21 protein-coding genes are annotated in these 16,996 nt (G+C 60.6%); 12 read left to right on the forward strand and 9 right to left on the reverse strand.

The window, feature by feature from the left end; all coding sequences use genetic code 11:
- Positions 1 to 2 precede the first annotated feature (2 nt).
- Positions 3 to 968 (forward strand): esterase-like activity of phytase family protein, encoded by a 966-nt coding sequence (locus ASD32_RS18455; RefSeq protein ID WP_244490201.1) that lies wholly within the window; start codon positions 3 to 5, stop codon positions 966 to 968.
- Between the two features lie 70 nt (positions 969 to 1,038).
- Here ASD32_RS18455 and ASD32_RS18460 read toward each other — a convergent pair whose 3' ends face one another.
- Both ASD32_RS18460 and rpmB read right to left on the reverse strand, forming a co-directional pair.
- Positions 1,039 to 1,677: a queuosine precursor transporter gene (locus ASD32_RS18460; RefSeq protein WP_060639468.1), complete on the reverse strand. Its 639-nt coding sequence runs from the start codon at positions 1,675 to 1,677 to the stop codon at positions 1,039 to 1,041.
- A gap of 162 nt (positions 1,678 to 1,839) precedes the next feature.
- The gene (gene rpmB, locus ASD32_RS18465; RefSeq protein WP_037099739.1) at positions 1,840 to 2,142 is read right to left on the reverse strand and encodes a 50S ribosomal protein L28; all 303 of its coding nucleotides are present in this window, start codon (positions 2,140 to 2,142) and stop codon (positions 1,840 to 1,842) included.
- A gap of 350 nt (positions 2,143 to 2,492) precedes the next feature.
- Between rpmB and ASD32_RS18470 the strand changes: the two genes are divergently transcribed.
- Positions 2,493 to 3,269, forward strand: coding sequence for a DUF3108 domain-containing protein (locus ASD32_RS18470; RefSeq protein WP_082546811.1), 777 nt, complete (start codon positions 2,493 to 2,495; stop codon positions 3,267 to 3,269).
- Positions 3,270 to 3,298: 29 nt separating this feature from the next.
- Positions 3,299 to 4,189: an EamA family transporter gene (locus ASD32_RS18475; RefSeq protein WP_060639469.1), complete on the forward strand. Its 891-nt coding sequence runs from the start codon at positions 3,299 to 3,301 to the stop codon at positions 4,187 to 4,189.
- A gap of 2 nt (positions 4,190 to 4,191) precedes the next feature.
- On the opposite strand, the gene ASD32_RS18480 is transcribed toward ASD32_RS18475, so the two are convergent.
- Positions 4,192 to 4,635: a cupin domain-containing protein gene (locus tag ASD32_RS18480; RefSeq protein WP_060639470.1), complete on the reverse strand. Its 444-nt coding sequence runs from the start codon at positions 4,633 to 4,635 to the stop codon at positions 4,192 to 4,194.
- The gene (gloB, locus tag ASD32_RS18485; RefSeq protein ID WP_060639471.1) at positions 4,635 to 5,405 is read right to left on the reverse strand and encodes a hydroxyacylglutathione hydrolase; all 771 of its coding nucleotides are present in this window, start codon (positions 5,403 to 5,405) and stop codon (positions 4,635 to 4,637) included. Before gloB ends, ASD32_RS18480 begins: the two co-directional genes overlap by 1 nt.
- Before the next feature lie 89 nt (positions 5,406 to 5,494).
- Between gloB and ASD32_RS18490 the strand changes: the two genes are divergently transcribed.
- The 5 genes from ASD32_RS18490 to ASD32_RS18510 all read left to right on the forward strand — a co-directional run bounded on the left by ASD32_RS18490 (position 5,495) and on the right by ASD32_RS18510 (position 9,503).
- Positions 5,495 to 6,238, forward strand: a complete 744-nt coding sequence (locus ASD32_RS18490; RefSeq protein WP_060639594.1) for a class I SAM-dependent methyltransferase — start codon at positions 5,495 to 5,497, stop codon at positions 6,236 to 6,238.
- Between the two features lie 286 nt (positions 6,239 to 6,524).
- On the forward strand, positions 6,525 to 7,631 hold the full coding sequence (hisC, locus tag ASD32_RS18495; RefSeq protein ID WP_060639472.1) for a histidinol-phosphate transaminase: 1,107 nt from the start codon (positions 6,525 to 6,527) through the stop codon (positions 7,629 to 7,631).
- Complete coding sequence (locus ASD32_RS18500; RefSeq protein WP_060639473.1) at positions 7,628 to 8,554, forward strand: prephenate/arogenate dehydrogenase family protein; 927 nt, start codon at positions 7,628 to 7,630, stop codon at positions 8,552 to 8,554. Before hisC ends, ASD32_RS18500 begins: the two co-directional genes overlap by 4 nt.
- 306 nt (positions 8,555 to 8,860) lie before the next feature.
- Positions 8,861 to 9,172, forward strand: a complete 312-nt coding sequence (locus ASD32_RS18505) for a hypothetical protein (protein WP_060639474.1) — start codon at positions 8,861 to 8,863, stop codon at positions 9,170 to 9,172.
- On the forward strand, positions 9,159 to 9,503 hold the full coding sequence (locus ASD32_RS18510) for a hypothetical protein (protein WP_060639475.1): 345 nt from the start codon (positions 9,159 to 9,161) through the stop codon (positions 9,501 to 9,503). Before ASD32_RS18505 ends, ASD32_RS18510 begins: the two co-directional genes overlap by 14 nt.
- Before the next feature lie 80 nt (positions 9,504 to 9,583).
- Here ASD32_RS18510 and ASD32_RS18515 read toward each other — a convergent pair whose 3' ends face one another.
- Entirely contained in the window at positions 9,584 to 10,627 is a 1,044-nt protein-coding gene (locus ASD32_RS18515; protein ID WP_060639476.1) for a DUF2125 domain-containing protein, read from the reverse strand.
- 197 nt (positions 10,628 to 10,824) lie between these two features.
- On the opposite strand from ASD32_RS18515, the gene ASD32_RS18520 reads away from it, so the two are divergent.
- Entirely contained in the window at positions 10,825 to 11,370 is a 546-nt protein-coding gene (locus tag ASD32_RS18520) for a gamma-glutamylcyclotransferase (RefSeq protein ID WP_060639477.1), read from the forward strand.
- Positions 11,371 to 11,393: 23 nt separating this feature from the next.
- On the opposite strand, the gene ASD32_RS18525 is transcribed toward ASD32_RS18520, so the two are convergent.
- The 4 genes from ASD32_RS18525 to ftsE all read right to left on the reverse strand — a co-directional run bounded on the left by ASD32_RS18525 (position 11,394) and on the right by ftsE (position 14,742).
- Entirely contained in the window at positions 11,394 to 12,191 is a 798-nt protein-coding gene (locus ASD32_RS18525) for a 1-acyl-sn-glycerol-3-phosphate acyltransferase (protein WP_060639478.1), read from the reverse strand.
- Between the two features lie 92 nt (positions 12,192 to 12,283).
- Positions 12,284 to 12,979 (reverse strand): YdcF family protein, encoded by a 696-nt coding sequence (locus tag ASD32_RS18530; RefSeq protein WP_060639479.1) that lies wholly within the window; start codon positions 12,977 to 12,979, stop codon positions 12,284 to 12,286.
- Positions 12,980 to 13,079: 100 nt separating this feature from the next.
- Positions 13,080 to 14,090: an ABC transporter permease gene (locus ASD32_RS18535; RefSeq protein ID WP_060639480.1), complete on the reverse strand. Its 1,011-nt coding sequence runs from the start codon at positions 14,088 to 14,090 to the stop codon at positions 13,080 to 13,082.
- Entirely contained in the window at positions 14,083 to 14,742 is a 660-nt protein-coding gene (gene ftsE, locus ASD32_RS18540; RefSeq protein ID WP_082546812.1) for a cell division ATP-binding protein FtsE, read from the reverse strand. The genes ASD32_RS18535 and ftsE overlap by 8 nt, the downstream gene beginning before the upstream one ends.
- Positions 14,743 to 15,018: 276 nt before the next feature.
- Here ftsE and ASD32_RS18545 point away from each other — a divergent pair, with 276 nt between their 5' ends.
- The 3 genes from ASD32_RS18545 (at position 15,019) to ASD32_RS18555 (ending at position 16,816) form a co-directional block, all read left to right on the forward strand.
- The gene (locus ASD32_RS18545) at positions 15,019 to 15,687 is read left to right on the forward strand and encodes a hypothetical protein (RefSeq protein WP_060639482.1); all 669 of its coding nucleotides are present in this window, start codon (positions 15,019 to 15,021) and stop codon (positions 15,685 to 15,687) included.
- A 61-nt stretch (positions 15,688 to 15,748) separates the two neighbouring features.
- The gene (hpt, locus tag ASD32_RS18550; protein ID WP_060639483.1) at positions 15,749 to 16,294 is read left to right on the forward strand and encodes a hypoxanthine phosphoribosyltransferase; all 546 of its coding nucleotides are present in this window, start codon (positions 15,749 to 15,751) and stop codon (positions 16,292 to 16,294) included.
- A gap of 162 nt (positions 16,295 to 16,456) precedes the next feature.
- On the forward strand, positions 16,457 to 16,816 hold the full coding sequence (locus ASD32_RS18555) for a response regulator (RefSeq protein ID WP_060639484.1): 360 nt from the start codon (positions 16,457 to 16,459) through the stop codon (positions 16,814 to 16,816).
- The last annotated feature ends 180 nt before the right edge of the window (positions 16,817 to 16,996 follow it).

Here is a 16,996-nt window from a genome sequence, read left to right on the forward strand (position 1 = left end):
CCCTGTTCCTGGCCGCTACGCCCTCGGTTGCGGCGCCGCTCGCACCGTCCGAAACCGTTCCGGTGAAAAGCCGGCAGATCGAGAATTTCAAGATCGGCTCGGATCAGAAACGGTTCGGCAAGCTGGAATTTATCGGCGGCATCGAAATGTCGTCGTCGAACGCGCTGCTCGGCGCGATTTCGTCGATCCGCTTTCGTCCGGACCGGAAGTCCTTCCTCGCGATCATGGATACCGGCCATTGGGTCGAAGGTGAAATCCGGCGCGACCAGGAGGGCAAGCTCTCCGGCACGAGCGATCTCACCGTCACCTCGATGATCGACGCCAACGGCCGCTCGGAGCAGGTCAAGGAGCGGATGGATTGCGAGGGCGTCGCCCTGCGAAACGGTGAGGTTCTGGCGAGCTATGAGGGGTTGCACCGCGTCGATGTCTATCCGGATCCGGGCTTTGCCCAGTCCGGGCCTTTGGCGACCCTGCCGCTTCTCATTCCGGTCACGTCGCTGCGTGGCAATCGCGGTCTGGAAACCATCGCCGTCTCTCCGAAGGACAGTCCGCTTGCAGGCGGCGTCACCGTGGTGTCGGAGCTGAGTTTCGACGCGAACGGAAACCTTCTGGCTGCCGTGCTTGACGGTCCACGCAAAGGCATTTTCGGTGTCGTCCGCAAGGGGGCGTTTGCCGTGACCGACGGCGCGTTCCTGCCCAATGGCGACCTCCTCATTCTGGAGCGTCGCTTCAGCTTTGCCGAGGGCATCGGCATGCAGATCCGCCGCATCAAGGGTGACGCTATCAAGCCGGGCGCAGTGGTCGATGGCGACATTCTTTTGAATGCCGACATGGGCTATCAGATCGACAATATGGAAGGCCTCGACGTGATCGTCGAGCCCGGCGACACCCGCCTCATCCTCGTGCCTGACGACAATCACTCGATCCTCGAGCGCAACCTGATGCTGGAATTCCGGTTGACCGAATAGAAAAACAGGCAAGAAAAAACCCGCATCATGGGAGTGATGCGGGCTGCATTGCTTTCATCGGGTATCCGTCTCAGGCGTTGGCCTTCGCACCCGGCATCGGCTTGATCACGTTCATCAATGCGCCATAGGGCAACAGCATGACCAGGCCGACGATGATCTTGACGCTGAGGTCGCCGAGCGCCCAGGAGATCCAGCGCGGTGCTTCTGCGGTCATGACGCCGAGGATCGGCGCGCTTTCGAGCGCGAAGGGATCGTTCGGGCCAAAGACCACGAAGACGGCGGCAAAGGCGAAGGAGAAGAAGATCGCGGTATCGAGGAAAGAGCCGAACAGCGACCCGATCAGCGGCGCGCGCCACCAGCTCTGCGCCCGCAGCCTGTTGAACACCGAAATATCCAGAAGCTGGCCGAACAGGAAGGCCGAACCCGAGGCGATCGCGATGCGCGGTGTGGCGACCAGCACCGACAGGACGATGGCGACGGCAAAGCCGGCAATCACCACCTTGCGGGCAGTGCGTGGTCCGAACTGGCGGTTGGTAAGGTCGGTGACGAGAAAGGCGATCGGATAGCTGAAGGCGCCCCAGGTGAGCAGATCACCCAATTGCATGCCGGCAATCGAGCCGGGCAGGGGATACTGGACCAGGAAATTGGAGGCCACGACCACGAGGGTCATCAGCGCGACATAGGTGAGAAACGTGCGGTTTTTAAGCATTTTTTTATCCTGGGGTATGCCACCAGTTGGAGCGATCGGAGCCCGCTCTTTGCCATGCTTTTGGGCCGGCAAGCGCAGACGGTTTACAGTCTATAGGACACGAGAAAAAGGCTCGCCGGTTGCCCTAGCAAGCCTTCTCATCTGTGTAATCAAGTGTGCCGGTTAAGCGGCGACAGCGACGGCTTCAGCCGTCTTCTTGACGATCTGGCGGCGCAGCAGGCGAGCGCGCATCGACAGCTCGACTTCGTCAGCCTTGATCAGGAATGCGTCGAGACCACCGCGGTGTTCAACCGAACGCAAAGCTGCGGCCGAAACGCGCAGACGGTAACGCTGGCCGAGCACGTCGGAAATCAACGTAACCTGGCACAGGTTCGGAAGGAACTTGCGCTTGGTCTTGTTGTTTGCGTGGCTCACATTGTTGCCCGACTGGACGCCCTTGCCGGTCAATTCGCAACTACGGGACATGATGCACCTATTTTTCTTTTCGCCTTCGGTCCATGCGTTGGCGGGCCATATGCCCAGGCCGCATTCCGTTGGCCATGATTGGAAAGTTGCGGTTCTATAGTCAGACAGAGCCGCGGCGTCAAGCCAAACCTTCGTTTTCCGGGAAAAACTCTTGAGAAACGCAGGGTCTTTCAAGCCGGAGATGCCGTACGGTTTGGATTCTCCTCGTCCCTATACATCTTTGCGGCGGGCAATTCTACTTTATTGGTCCATGCGTTAAGGCTTGTGGCAAAAGCGGGGTTTGCGGCGCAGAAATGCCGTAAACACACCGTATCGGCTGTTGTCGCATGACCAATTGGAAGGGCTGAGGAATGAACTGGCGCATCGGTGTCTCGGCGCTTCTGGCGTTTGCAACGGCAACGTTTTCCACAGGTACGGCTTTTGCCGCCGATATCACGCATAATACGGATTACAGCATCTCGCTTGCCGGCCTACCGATTGCCAAGGCCTCGTTCCATACGGCATTGAACGACAAGCGCTACACCATTTCCGGCACGATGAACTCGGCAGGGCTTGCCGATATTTTTGCAAAGACCTCGGGTGAAACCTCGGTATCTGGCGTCATCGGCCGTGACCAGCTGAGTGCTTCCGAATACCGGGTGCGCTATCAGAGCGGTAAGAAGGGCCGGGCGATCGATGTCCAGTTCCGTGATGGCGATGTGGTATCCGCCTCGATGAAACCGCCGCGCAAGATCCCGAAAAACTGGGTGCCGGTGACCAAGGCCGATATGCGCAATGTCGTCGATCCGCTCTCCGGCCTGATCTTTCCGGCCGATACGCGGGTCTGCCCGAAAAGCGTGCCGGTCTTTGACGGCGAATCGCGCATGGACCTGAAGCTCTCGCCCAAGGGCACAAAGCCCTTCAAGACGGAGGGTTTTTCGGGCGATGTCATCGTCTGCGGTATCAAGTTCGTGCCGAAATCCGGCTTCCGCAAGGGCCGCGACGACGTCGATTACCTGCGCAAGCTGGAAACCATGGAAATCTGGTTTGCCAAGGCTGAAGCGGTGAATGTATATGCTCCGGTCTACGTCCGCATCCCCACCAGCTACGGCCCGGTCACCATCTGGGCCACGCGGTTCGGAAGCTGACATTTCCATTTGCGCCGGGGGGCACAGGCATGAAGGTCAAGGCAACGCTGATCGGCTTTTCGGCGATCCTGATGTGGTCGCTGCTGGCGCTGTTTACCGCCGCCTCCGGCACGATGCCGCCTTTCCAGCTCTCGGCCATCTGCTTTTCGATCGGCAGTATTCCAGGCCTCGCCGTCCTGGCGCTGAAGCCCGCGCGGCTCAAGCTTCTCAGGCAGCCGGCACAGGTCTGGATCGTCGGCATTGCCGGACTGTTCGGCTACCATTTCCTCTATTTCACGGCGCTTCGGAATGCGCCGGCTGTTGAGGCCGGGCTGATAGCCTATCTGTGGCCGCTGCTGATCGTCGTCGGTTCGGCGCTTTTGCCGGGCGAGCGGCTGCGCTGGTATCATGTCGCGGGCGCCGTCTGCGGTCTGGCCGGCACGATCCTGATCGTGGCGCGCAACGGCGTCCAGTTCGATGATGCCTATGTGATGGGCTATAGCGCGGCTTTGGCCTGCGCCTTCACCTGGTCGGGATATTCGCTGCTGACGCGGCGGTTCGAGGCGGTTTCGACCGATGTCGTCACCGGCTTTTGCCTGGCAACTGCGGCGCTGTCGTTCCTGTGCCATCTTGGGCTCGAAACCACGGTCTGGCCGGAAAGCGCCACGCAATGGATTGCGGTTGTGGGTCTTGGCCTCTTGCCGGTCGGGGCTGCCTTCTATGCCTGGGATTACGGCGTCAAGAACGGCAATATCCAGATCCTCGGTGTTGCCAGCTATGCGGCACCGGTTCTGTCCACGCTGGTGCTGATCGCCTTCGGTTTTGCCGAGCCGTCGTGGCGCATTGCGCTCGCCTGCCTGTTCGTCACGGGCGGCGCGGTGCTGGCGGCCAAGGATATCATTTTCCGGGACCGGTCGCGCGCCGCGCAGCCCGCCGCGTAGACTTAGAGCGCAGACGGCTGCCAGCCGGGCGGGGCCATTTCAAAGGCCGAGAAATCAAAGCCCGGTGAAACGGTGCAGCCCACCAGCGTCCAGGCACCAAGCGAAGTTGCCGATTGCCAGCCGTTCGCCGGCACCACGGCCTGCGGCAGTTCGCCGATCAGGATATTCGAGCCGAGCTTGATGGTCGTGGCAGGCTTGCCATCCTCAGCGATGCTGAGCGCCAGGGGCGCACCGGCATAGAAGTGCCAGACCTCGACCGCATCGCGGACCCGGTGCCAGTGCGAGCGTTCGCCGCGCTCCAGGAGATAATAGATGGCCGTCGAGTATCCTCGCGGGCCGCCTGCTGTGTCCTTGAAGGTCTGGATATACCAGCCGCCTTCCGGATGGCGCTGCATGTTCAACGTTTCGATAATGGCTTTCGCCGAGAGCGGCAGTTGGACGTCCATCAGAAATTGTCCTTGCGCTTGCGGATTTCGGCAAAGACCTCAGCGTCCGATGCGTTGTCCATATGCAGATGTGCCCTTATGGCCGCGTCATGCGGCCGCAGGAAGGGGTTGGTTGTCTTTTCCAGTCCCAGTGTCGTCGGCGCGGTGAAGGCGCCCTTGGCGCGCAACGCCTCGATCTCGGCCGCCCGCGATTTCAGCGCCGCATTGTCCGGATCGACGGTGACGGCAAAGCGGGCGTTGGACAGCGTATATTCATGGCCGAAATAGACCACCGTATCGTCCGGCAGCGCCATCAGTTTTTGTAGCGAGGCCCACATCTGCGCCGGTGTACCTTCGAACAGACGGCCGCAGCCGAGCGCAAACAGCGTATCAGCGGAAAACAGCAGCTTGTCGTCTGGAAAATAGAAACAGATATGCCCGGCCGTGTGCCCCGGCGTTTCGAAAACATGAACTTTGTGGCCGGCAAATTCGAAGTCACCACCGTCGCCAATGGTCATGTCGATGCCGGGAATTTTCTTGGCTTCGTTTTCCGGGCCGATGATCGTCGCCTCATAACGCGTCTTCAGCGCCAGGTTGGCGTCCACATGGTCGGTATGATGATGGGTGGTGAGAATATGCGTCAGCGTCCAGCCCCGGCGTTTCAAGGCGTCGAGGATCGGCTGTTCCTCCGGCGCATCGATCGAGGCGGTGGCGCCCGTTTCCGGATCGTGGATCAGCACGCCGAAATTGTCGGAGCGGCATGGGAACAGTTCGATGTCGAGTTTGGCCATGAGAGAATTCCTGCGGAGGGGCGGGGCGTTATGGCGAATGTAGTGAGCCGCGCCTTGAAGTCCACCTGTTCCAGTCTAACATGCATGTCATGCACGCAGATATCGTCGACCTTCGCCAGTTCTATCATTCCCGCCTCGGGCGCTTTGCCGAACAATCGATCGGCATGGCGCTGTCGTCCGTCTGGGCGCGGTTGCCGGAAGAGCGGTTGGTGGGGCTCGGATATGCCGTTCCCTATCTCGATCGTTTCCGCGCCGATACGGAGCGGACCTTTGCCTTCATGCCGGCGGGGCAGGGCGCGGTAAACTGGCCGGTGGCAGAGCTGTCCTCGACGGCGTTGATCTTCGACGAGGAATTGCCGCTGCCTGATTCGTCGATCGACCGGGTGCTGATGGTGCATTCGCTGGAATTTGCGGAAAATCCACGCGAAACGATGAAGGAGCTCTGGCGCATTCTGGCGCCGGGCGGACGGCTGGTCATCGTCGTGCCGAATCGCCGTGGCGTCTGGGCGCGCATGGAGCACACGCCGTTCGGGTCAGGTAGGCCCTATTCGCGCGGACAGCTCACCGCATTGCTGCGCGAAACCAATTTCACCCCCGGCGCCTCCGCCGATGCCCTGTTTTTCCCGCCGTCGAAACTGAAACTGATCCTGAAGATGCGCCAGGCATTCGAGCGCATCGGCCGCTCGCTCTGGCCGGTGTTTTCCGGCGTCATCATCGTCGAGGCGCAAAAGCGGCTCTACCAAGGCCTTCCGGTCGCCGCCCGCGCCTCGCGCCGTGTCTTCGTGCCGGTGCTCGCGCCACAGGGCGTTCCGACGACGCGGGATGTTGGGTAGGTCCATTTTGGCCACGGAGCCCGCTCGTCCCCCTCTGTCACGGAGCCGGTCCTCGGGCTTGCCGAAGGCAAGACCCGGGGGTGACATCTCCCCCTCAAGGGGGGAGATTATTCCTTTCCCTTATGGCGACAGAGCTGGCGGCTAATCTCCCCCCTTGAGGGGGAGATGTCGGCGTCGCCGACAGAGGGGGGTAAGTCACAGGCGCGAGCCAAGCATCGCACTCGACAAAAACCCGCTGCACCGGTATTGGCTGAGCGTCATTTCCCTGTTGCCGAAAGCTGATCCCATGAGCGCAGACATCCAGAGCCCCACGCCACGTCCCGGTATCCTTGATATTGCCGCTTACGTGCCGGGCAAGGAGCATGCGCCGGGTGTCGCCAAGGTCTATAAGCTGTCTTCGAACGAGACCCCGTTGGGGCCAAGCCCGAAGGCGATCGAGGCCTTCCAGAAGGCTGCGGCCAAGCTTGAAATCTATCCGGACGGCCAGGCGATCGAATTGCGCGAGGCGATCGCCTCCGTCTATGGCCTCAACATCGCCAACCTGATGTGCGGCAACGGGTCCGATGAACTGCTCGGCCTGCTCTGCCACGTCTATCTGGCGCCCGGCGATGAGGCGATCATCACCGAGCATGGCTTCCTGGTTTACAAGATCCAGATCATGGGGGCCGGCGCGACGCCGGTCACCGTGAAGGAAACCGATTGCCAGGTCACTGTCGATGCCATTCTTGCTGCGGTCACGCCGAACACCAAAATGGTCTTTCTTGCCAATCCCGGCAACCCGACGGGCACCTATGTTCCGGTCGACGAAGTGCGCCGCCTGCAGGCCGGCCTGCCGAAGAACGTCATCCTGGTTCTCGACGCTGCCTATGCCGAATATGTCCGCCGCAATGATTATGAGGCGGGCCTCGAGCTGGTGTCGTCCAACCGGAACGTGGTGATGACCCGCACGTTTTCGAAAATCCATGGGCTTGCAGCGCTCAGGATCGGCTGGATGTATGCGCCGCTTGCCATCATCGATGCGCTGAACCGGGTGCGCGGACCCTTCAACATGAATGCGCCGGCCATTGCCGCCGGTGCCGCTGCGATCCGCGATCAGGCTTTCGCCGCAACCGCCGTCGAGCACAATCAGCTCTGGCTCGGCAAGCTGACCGATGCGCTCTCGGCGCTCGGTTTGCGCGTGACGCCGTCGGTCACCAATTTCGTGCTGATCCATTTCCCCGATCTCGACGGCAAGCGTGCGCCGGAGGCCGATGAATTCCTGACTAGCCGTGGCTTCATCCTGCGCGCGGTGCGCGGCTATGGGCTTCCCAATGCGCTGCGCATGACCGTCGGCTCGGCCGAGGCCAATGAGGGTGTGATTGCCGCACTCACCGAATTTATGGGCCGGGTGTGATGGCACAGCAATTCGAAACCATCGCGCTGATCGGCATCGGCCTGATCGGCTCGTCGATCGCCCGCGAGATCAAGGACAAGGGCCTCGCCGGTACCGTCGTGGTCTCGACGCGCAGCGACGCGACGCTGAAGCGGGCAGAGCAGCTGAACCTGGGCGACCGCTACACGACATCGGCGGCCGATGCGGTGAAGGATGCAGATCTGGTCATCGTCTCGGTGCCGGTCGGTGCTTCCGGCGCTGTCGCTGCCGAGATCGCGCCGAACCTCAAGCCGGGCGCCATCGTCACCGATGTCGGCTCGACCAAAGGCTCTGTCATCGCCCAGATGGCGCCGCATATGCCGCAGGGCGTGCATTTCATCCCCGGGCATCCGATTGCGGGTACCGAATATTCCGGCCCGGATGCCGGCTTCATCGGCCTGTTCAAGGGCCGCTGGTGCATCCTGACGCCGCTGCCGGATACCGACGAAACCGCCAAGGCCAAGCTGCGGACGTTCTGGGAAACGCTGGGGTCGATGGTCGATGACATGGACCCCGAGCATCACGACAAGGTTCTGGCGATCGTCTCGCATCTTCCGCATATCATTGCCTACAACATTGTCGGCACGGCGGATGATCTGGAAGCGGTGACCGAATCCGAAGTGATCAAATATTCCGCTTCCGGTTTCCGCGACTTCACCCGTCTTGCAGCATCAGACCCGACCATGTGGCGCGACGTCTGCCTGCACAACAAGGATGCTATCCTCGAAATGCTGTCGCGCTTTTCCGAGGACCTTGCCTATCTGCAACGGGCGATCCGCTGGGGCGACGGCGACAAGCTGTTCGACCTCTTCACCCGCACCCGCGCCATCCGCCGCTCGATCGTCCAGGCGGGCCAGGATACGGACATGGCTGACTTCGGCCGGCATGCGATGGATCAGAAGTAGGCGGTTCTTTACTGCGGCGTCTGGCAATGTTCGAAGACGTTTATTCCGCTTCGTAAGGCTCTTGCACGTGAATGCACGTTAAAGTAGCTTTTCTTCTATTATGAAGAGTGTTTTTGCGTGCGCTGCCGCTTGACTTATGCGTGTTTCGCGTCGAACTTGCGAGGATAGCGAGTGGATGGCTAACGAGCCGTTTCATAAGAACCAGAGCGTTTCACATCGTTTGTATTGACGAACATGATGGGCAGGCGAAGATCTGATCAACCTCGCGAATGTCGAGTGCGTTGAGCACTGGAAGGACGTGATGCAGTGAGTGACACTAAACCAAACTACGATTCTGTTGCCGCTAGCGAACATTTTCAACGAGTCATCCGAGAAACCTTTGGTCAAGATGAGCGGCCCGCTGAGATCAAACATGTCGCTGAAGTCTATCTGAACATGATTTCCATCCTCGACATCGTCTTTGCGATGGGGCAGGCGTTCGAATCCATGCAACTGACCTCGGAGCAGCGCCAGTTATTCGATAGAGCCCGCGGACCTCTGCAAAGTCTCATGCACGGCATTGGTACCGGCGTAACAAATCTAGCCCCATCGAAGGGAGAGCCAGATGGCGATGCCTAAGAGTGCAAACCAGAACGAGATTGGTAGCGAGGTCAAGGGATGGGTCGCTTCGTTCGAACGGCCCCAGTTGAAATCAGGTGGCGATGGTGGCAATAATGGCGGCATGGAAAAGCGGATGGATGCACTCGAAAAGCGCTTCGACAAGATAGAAACGAAGTTCGATTCCTTGCAAAAGGATTTTGGTGACGTGCGAATTCAGATCGCGACGCTTGTTGAGCGGGTTGCGCATCTTCCAGGCAAAGGCTTTATCGTCACTGCCACGATCAGTGCCCTCGCACTGTTCTCAGCCCTCATGATTTTCAAAGAAAAGATCGCCTTGCTTCTAGGCTAACAGTTGCGATCAGGGTGACCGCTTCGGCGGGTTCTTTTTTGCAAAACACGCGCACTGATCGCGTGTTCGCATAATCCTCATCACAGCTGCGGCAGTTCCCCGATCGGGAAGAACGCCAGGAATGCAATCCCGTCGCGCACGTTGAGCTTCACGGTCGCCTCGTTCTTGCCGTCGGCAAGCGCGGTCAGCATGTTGGCGATGTTGTTGACCATGACGGTGCCGTCCTTGTCGGTGAAGACCTTGACGAGGTTCTGGCGCCAGCCCTCGATATTCTTCATGGTGACGCTGAATTCTCCGGAGATCAGGCCCTGATCGTTGACGCTGAACGGGCCGGAGGCGGTCGTGACCATGTCATTGCCGAGGTCGAGCGTCAGGTTGCGCATCTCGCCCTTGCTGCCGCGCAGCGCGTCCGGCTTCCAGCCGCCCCGCTGCATCAGGATGCCCCGCTCGGCGAAGGTCATGTCGGCGCTGGCATTGACGGGCGGCAGCAGGCTTGTTCCGGCATCAAGCTTCAGATCGAATTGATCGACGCTGAGCGCCGCATCGAGATCAGGGCCGTTCTGGCGGAAATGGGCTTCGCCATGCCCGGCGTTGAAGATGATTTTATGGGTGTCGCCGGGTGCTGCATCATCCTCGAAAGCGGGGAGCATGGCGGTTCCCGCCAGTTTGTCATAGGTGAGCGAGGTGCGGTCAAGGCCGGAGAGCGCCGCCTGCACGCTGGCATGCATCAGTTCCCAGTCTGCCGAGACTGTCATGCCGGGGGAGAAGCGGATTTCCGCCGGGCCGTCGAGTTCGATGATCGCATGGCCCGGCCTGTAGACCTGGGCTGCCGAGCGCAACGCGCCGAAGGAGGCGGATGCGCCGCGTTTGATATCATCGAGGCGGACGCTGTTGCAGAACAGGCCGATGCGGAAGGGAAAGCCGCGTACGTTCATATCGTCGCATTCAGCCGAGGCGCCGCTCGCCTTCTTCTCGGTCAGAAAATGTGCGAGCCGCGTCTCGATCTGGTTGGCCGCGACAAACCATGCGCCGCAATAGACGATCAGGAACAGCACGATGCCGATCGCCAGCCGTTTGATTTTCCGGCTACCGGCGGAGGGGGCGGCGATATCTGCTGCGGTCATGGTCTGCTCCGTCGTTCGTGCGCAAGCTTCCGCACGGGAAGTCTGGTCTGCCGGTCTGGCCATCCACCGCCGCATGCGCTCCGATACCGTGCAGGAAATCGATTCCGATTACCCGGCAGATGCGCTAGGAAAGCACCAGAGTGGACTGTCCGCCGCTCCTGGCCCCGTTTTGTGGCGCCGGAATGGCATGGATGTGAATGGCAGTGGATATGGACGATTTTTGGGTGTTTGGCTATGGTTCGCTGATGTGGAACCCCGGCTTTGCCTTTGCGGACAAGATGACAGCGCGGGCGTTCGGCTACCGGCGCTCGCTCTGTGTCAGCTCCTTCGTGCACCGGGGAACGCCGCAACGGCCGGGCCTCGTGCTCGGTCTCGACCATGGCGGCTCCTGCCGTGGCATGGCGTTCCAGGTGGCGTCGAAGGACAAGGACGATGTTTTAAGCTACCTGCGCGAGCGCGAACTGGTCACCCATGTCTATCTTGAGCGCATCATGCCCATCCTGCTTGCCGATGGCCGCCGGGTTGCGGCATTGACCTACACGATCGACCGCACCCATGTGCAATATGCAGGTGCGCTCAGCGCCGAGGATGCCGCCGCTATTGTCGCAGTATCGCATGGCAAATCAGGACCCAATCCGGAATATGTGGTCAATACGCTCGCCCATCTGAAAGAGATGGGCATTCGCGATCCTTGGCTGGAGGACGTCGCCGCCATCGTCGAGAGGCTCCTGTCTCATGCTTAGAGCCTCATTGATCGTACGAGGCTCTAAGCGCCGCGCCCGTTCAGTTCGTTCAACTCCTTCAGCCGCTGCACCGCTGTCGGCGGCAGAGGCACCTGCGGATTATCCCGGACGGTTTCCACAAGCAGCGCATCGCTGGCGCTTTCCATGACATCGACCAGTGTTTTCAAAAACACGTCGGGGTCCAGCCCTGGACCGATCGGCGGCAGGATGCGCACCTTGAAATGGCCGGGATAGCGCAGGAACTTGCGGCGCGGCCAGAACAGGCCGGGATGCATGACGACGGGGATCACCGGCATGTCCAGATCGCGGTAGAGCCTTGCGATGCCATATTTGTATTCCGGCGGGGCGCCCGGCGGACGGCGGGTGCCTTCCGGATAGATGATCAGCTGGCGGCCCGTTGCTAGTTCGTCCTTGGCGCGCTTCATCACCGCCGCCATCACCTTGCCGCGTGCGCCGCGATCGACCGGCACCATGCGCTGCTTCTGGACATACCAGCCGAACAGCGGGATCCATACGAGTTCGCGCTTGAGGATGAAGAACGGGTCCGCCAGCCATGGCAGCAGGGCGTAGACATCCCAGAACGACTGGTGCTTGGGCGCGAAAATATAGCCGCCCTTGGGGATATTCTCCAATCCCTCGATCTCGAAGGTCGTGCCGACGATGACCCGGAACAGCCAGTGATTGCTGCGCGCCCAGTTCTTCGGAACGAACCACGAGGTCTTGCGCGGCGCCAGGAAATAGAACGGCGTCATCACGACCATCTGTAGGATCAGGTTGATGTAGAACACGATGTTGAACAGGACTGAACGCAGGATGATCATCGGGCAGGCTTTCGCAGCGAAAAGGTTAGCCCGCTGCCTACACCAATATTCCGCCAAGGCAAACAGCTGGGTGGCGCGATCGGGCAGGATGTCTAGCCGCTGCTGGCGGCATCCCTGGTTTCCGTGCGCAATCCGCTGGCCGGATGCGCGCCGAGCGCATCGCGCACCGACGCAATCGTCAGCTTCAGATATTCCAGGAGGATCGTCTTCAGCACCATCGGGTTTGCCAGCCAGTTGGTGCTTTTCAAATCGGAATTGACGACGGGATAGGCGATGAACTCTATGCCCGGATTGGCCCGGCGCAATTCCAGCAGGCTGCGCGGCATATGGTAATTGTTGGTGACGACGAGGATGCTGCGATAACCATTGTCGCGAATCCAGTTGGCGGTCTCGTTGGCATTGCCGATCGTATCGATCGCATCATGACCGATATCGACGCAGCATTTGAACAGGTCGGCCGAACTCTGGGTGTTGCGGCGGATCTGGCCGCCGGTGGTCGCGGGGTGAACGCCCGAGATCAAGAGCCGCTTTCCAGCGCCCATCTGCAGCAGTTCAACCGCCTGGTCGATCCGCTGGAAACCTCCGGTCAGAACCACGATCGCATCAGCCTTCGGATTGGCCGGCGGCTGCAGAGAGGCGACCGAATCGGCGAAATAGAGGAAGCCCGCAGCGGCAATGGCGGCAACCAGGATGAGCACGTAAAATGTCAGGCGCACCAGGCGGCGGCGCAGGCTGACATGCCGCCGCACCAACGTTCCCTTCTGCCGTGTTTCGCCGTTTTCGCTCATTGCCGTTCCACCTGCTCCGCTGGGACCAGGAGTGATTCTGATTCTTCCATAGAAGCAGATTGCGGCAACGGAGGGATGCAGGACAGCGCAATCATGACAATCAGGTCTGATTGCCGTCGATGCGTGCCGGATCGGACCGGATCAGATCGATTTCATAGATCGTGCGCATCACCGTGAAACGGGCCGTCAGCGTCGTCAACAGCGCAATCACGATCATGATGGCGGCAATGCCGAGATAGCCGGTATAGCCGATGGAGAAGCTGCCGAACATGGCGGTCGTCTGGTCGCTCTGCGGCGTTGCCAGCGACCGCGATTGCCAGAAGCTGGCAATGGCAAAGCAGGCCGCAGCCAGAAGCCCCCCGGCGCCCGAACCCTTCAGGCTGATCTTCAAGAAGTGTTTCTGGAATTCCGAAGCGACGAAGCCAGCCTCCGCCCCGACGAAATGCAGAACCTCTACAATGTGCCGGTTGCCCGAGAGCGTGCCGCGCGTGGCAAAGATCACCGTCAGCACCATGGCGGAAAACACCAGGACCAGCACGCCGGTGCCGATCAGCGCCGTGGTATGGGCCATCGCCACCAGCCGGTCGACCCAGGTGCGGTGATCGTCGAGATAGGCCTGTGGAATGGTTTCCGTCAGCATGGCCCGCATGGCGGCGAAATCCGGCGGGTTCTGCTCGTCGATGGTGATGATCACGAGGCGCGGCACCGGCAGGTCATCGAGATCAAGGCCGGCTCCAAGCCAGGGCTCCAGCAGGCGCGCGGTCGCCGCCTTGTCAACGATGGTGCCGTTGGTGGTGCCGTCAAAGGTGAGGGCAAGATCGCGGGCGTCCGCCAGGGCCTTTTCCATATCGAGCTTTTCGTCCGGCTTGATCTGGATGGTAATCTCGCGGGAAATCTGGCTTTCCCAGCTTTGCGCCGTCGAGCGCACCATGCTGACGGCGCCAAGTGTCAGGCAGGCCAAAAACGCCATGATGGCGATGACCAGCACGAGCGCATTGCCGGAGACATTTCCCGGCGGCACGATCGGCGCGGTCGGGCGGACACGCAGCGCCGCCTTGCGCTCCTGCGGCGCAGCCGGGCTGGTGCGGTTGTTGACGGGCGCCTCACTCATAGATATCAAGCCGCCCCTGCGACAAGATCATCCGTCGCGCCTCGACCTGATCCATCAGCGAGAGATCGTGCGTCGCGATGACGACTGCGGTGCCGAGCCGGTTCAACTCGAGGAACAGATTGAGCAGGCGGCGCGCCATCGGTGGATCGACATTGCCCGTCGGCTCGTCGGCCAGCAGGATTTCCGGGCGGTCGATCAGGGCGCGCGCAATCGCCGCGCGTTGCTTTTCGCCGCCTGAAAGCACCGGCGGCAAAACATTGATGCGTTCGCCAAGCCCGACCCAGCCGAGCAGTTCGAGAACATCGGCCCGGTAAGACGATTCGTCCTTGCCGCGCACCCGCAGCGGCAGGGCGACATTCTCGTAGGTTGTCAGATGATCGAGCAGGCGGAAGTCCTGGAAGACGATGCCGACACGGCGGCGCAGCATCGGGAATTCGTCGCGCGGAATGGTCGAGATATTGCGGTCGAACATGCGGATGAGGCCGCGTGTCGGCTGCAGCGATAAAAACAGCAGCCGCAGAAGCGTGGTCTTTCCCGCACCGGAAGGACCGGTCAGGAACTGGAACGATTTCTTGGGAATGTCGAAGGTCAGGTCGCGGAGGATTTCCGGGCCCATTCCATAGCGCAATCCGACATTTTCAAAATGAATCAACGGGTCAGTCCAGCTTCTCTTCGATCCAGCCTGCCACGTCTTCGCGGCAGGTTGATGGCCCTTGTTGCAGCATATGGCGCAGCATGCCTGTTACAGCGCCAACATGGTTAAACAGTGGTTAACTTTGCGTGAAAACGGCCCGGTCCGGCAGTGCCGTTTTCAAAGCATTAACCATTTAGGTTTACGTCTGGGAAAGGTTTGTTTCAATGCCCGAATCTGGCCTGCCTATACCTTGGAGTATTCGGGGAGAGCCGGTCTGGCTGCGAAGGAGAGACGATGAACGCTTTCCGCTCCAACGGCGCTGCCAGCCGCATGGATTTCTTGCCACCGGAACGCCGGGGGCGGCCTGCTTCCGCACGGGCTGTGACCAAACGCAGCGATATCGTTGACGCAGAGTTCGAGACCGTCGTGTCGCCCGGGCGGCGCCATGTCTATCCGGTTTTCAACGATAATCGCGCGCGTCCGGCAGCCGAGCCTTCGGGGAGTGCGCGGTCGGTCGCATCGGTGTGCGGATGGGCGGTCAATCATGTCGAGCGCCTGCTGCAGACGGCATCCCCCAAGGCTTTCGCCGTCCTGGTCACCTGCCTATGCGCCCCGGTCTTCGTATTATTTGCCAGCCTGCCGCAGTATCAGCCGGCCATTCCGCCGGCGCCGGCATTGTCAATCAGCGATGTCACCACGTCGCTCAACGATGCCAATGGCATGAAGATCCTCTCTGTCTACGGCGCGGTCGAAAATCACTCCGATGCACCGAAGGCCGTGCCGGCAATCCTGGTCGATGTGATCGCCAACGGCCACAGGCGCCCGGCCACCCGTATCGACGCCAGCGAAACGGTTCTGGCTCCGGGCGAGAGCCGTCCGTTTTCGACCCGTCTCCTACACACAGGTGGAAAACTGCCCGGTGTCGCCGTTTCCTTCGGTCAACCGGGTGATTCGGCGCCCTGACTGTGTTAAGCGGCTAGGTTCCGGAGGCGCAGTCTCCACTATCGTTCTGGAGACACCCCACATGCCCGTCGTCCGTGGAAAAAATATTGATCCGCTCTATTCCGCCGAGGTGATTGCGGCGCGCAACGTTGAAATGGCCGAGCAGATCGTCAAGGGGCCGCTCAATGATCTTCTGGTCATTGCCGTTCTCAAGGGCTCCTTCATCTTCGCCGCCGACCTCATCCGGGCGATGCACACCGTCGGCCTTGCGCCGGAGGTCGAGTTCATCACGCTGTCCAGCTATGGAACGGGTACGGTGTCGCAGGGCGTCAAGATCATCAAGGATATCGACAGCGATGTGCATGGCCGCGATGTTCTTCTGATCGACGATATCCTGGAGTCGGGCCGCACCCTGCGCTTTGCCAAGGAACTGATGCTGGAGCGCGGCGCAAAATCGGTGACGATCGCTGTTCTGCTCGACAAGAAGGTCAAGCGCTCGACCGATCTGGAGGCCGATTATGTCGGTTTCGAATGCCCCGATTATTTCGTCGTCGGCTATGGCATGGACGTCGCCTATGCCTTCCGCGAACTGCCGTTCGTCGGCGTTGTCACCGGCGATGCCGAATAGGACCTTGTCTGTGGAAAGCCGCTGATCGCGGCATCGGCGTTTACGGAAAACAAACAAAACTCTGGTGGTGTTGACCCCGCAGCGTCTGTGCTGCGGGTCCGGGAACCAGCGCCATCAAGGGCAGCGGGTTGCCAGTGAGGTGTTGACGAAACGGAGGCCATGATGGCGAAAATCCTGATTACCGAAGATGAGGACGGCCTGCGCCGTTTCGTTGCCCGCGCCCTGCAACTGGATGGTCATGAGACCGTCGAAGCGGCCGATGGCGCCGAGGGGCTGGCCTGCCTGAAGGGCGCAAATTTCGATCTGCTTCTGTCGGATATCCGCATGCCTGTCATGGACGGCATCGAGCTTGCCCACCAGGCATCCGCCGCATTTCCGGCGTTGAAAATATTGTTGATGACCGGCTATGCCGAACAGCGCGAACGGGCCGACAATCTGACGGGAAAGGTCATCGATGTCGTGTCGAAGCCGTTTACGTTGCCGGATATTCGCAAGGCTGTTGCGGTGGCGCTGGCGGCTTAAGCAACCCGTCGAGCATTTTTGCCGTGACGTACCCCCCTCTGTCACTCCGTGACATCTCCCCCGCAAGGGGGGAGATTGGCCGCCGGCGTTCTGCGCCCCTGACGGGCATTGTTCTTAAGGGAAAAGGATGATTGTCCTCTGAGGGGAATGATGATCTCCCCCCTTGCGGGGGAGATGTCA

This window comes from Rhizobium sp. Root483D2 (genome assembly GCF_001426685.1).
Lineage (GTDB): Bacteria > Pseudomonadota > Alphaproteobacteria > Rhizobiales > Rhizobiaceae > Pararhizobium > Pararhizobium qamdonense.

Bases quoted from the DNA above. Each gene is read 5' to 3' on its own strand.
- ASD32_RS18460 (WP_060639468.1), bottom strand. From the start codon at position 1,677: ATGCTTAAAAACCGCACGTTTCTCACCTATGTCGCGCTGATGACCCTC.
- rpmB (WP_037099739.1), bottom strand. From the start codon at position 2,142: ATGTCCCGTAGTTGCGAATTGACCGGCAAGGGCGTCCAGTCGGGCAAC.
- ASD32_RS18470 (WP_082546811.1), top strand. From the start codon at position 2,493: ATGAACTGGCGCATCGGTGTCTCGGCGCTTCTGGCGTTTGCAACGGCA.
- ASD32_RS18475 (WP_060639469.1), top strand. From the start codon at position 3,299: ATGAAGGTCAAGGCAACGCTGATCGGCTTTTCGGCGATCCTGATGTGG.
- ASD32_RS18480 (WP_060639470.1), bottom strand. From the start codon at position 4,635: ATGGACGTCCAACTGCCGCTCTCGGCGAAAGCCATTATCGAAACGTTG.
- gloB (WP_060639471.1), bottom strand. From the start codon at position 5,405: ATGGCCAAACTCGACATCGAACTGTTCCCATGCCGCTCCGACAATTTC.
- ASD32_RS18490 (WP_060639594.1), top strand. From the start codon at position 5,495: ATGCACGCAGATATCGTCGACCTTCGCCAGTTCTATCATTCCCGCCTC.
- hisC (WP_060639472.1), top strand. From the start codon at position 6,525: ATGAGCGCAGACATCCAGAGCCCCACGCCACGTCCCGGTATCCTTGAT.
- ASD32_RS18510 (WP_060639475.1), top strand. From the start codon at position 9,159: ATGGCGATGCCTAAGAGTGCAAACCAGAACGAGATTGGTAGCGAGGTC.
- ASD32_RS18515 (WP_060639476.1), bottom strand. From the start codon at position 10,627: ATGACCGCAGCAGATATCGCCGCCCCCTCCGCCGGTAGCCGGAAAATC.
- ASD32_RS18520 (WP_060639477.1), top strand. From the start codon at position 10,825: ATGGCAGTGGATATGGACGATTTTTGGGTGTTTGGCTATGGTTCGCTG.
- ASD32_RS18525 (WP_060639478.1), bottom strand. From the start codon at position 12,191: ATGATCATCCTGCGTTCAGTCCTGTTCAACATCGTGTTCTACATCAAC.
- ASD32_RS18530 (WP_060639479.1), bottom strand. From the start codon at position 12,979: ATGAGCGAAAACGGCGAAACACGGCAGAAGGGAACGTTGGTGCGGCGG.
- ASD32_RS18535 (WP_060639480.1), bottom strand. From the start codon at position 14,090: ATGAGTGAGGCGCCCGTCAACAACCGCACCAGCCCGGCTGCGCCGCAG.
- ASD32_RS18545 (WP_060639482.1), top strand. From the start codon at position 15,019: ATGAACGCTTTCCGCTCCAACGGCGCTGCCAGCCGCATGGATTTCTTG.
- hpt (WP_060639483.1), top strand. From the start codon at position 15,749: ATGCCCGTCGTCCGTGGAAAAAATATTGATCCGCTCTATTCCGCCGAG.
- ASD32_RS18555 (WP_060639484.1), top strand. From the start codon at position 16,457: ATGGCGAAAATCCTGATTACCGAAGATGAGGACGGCCTGCGCCGTTTC.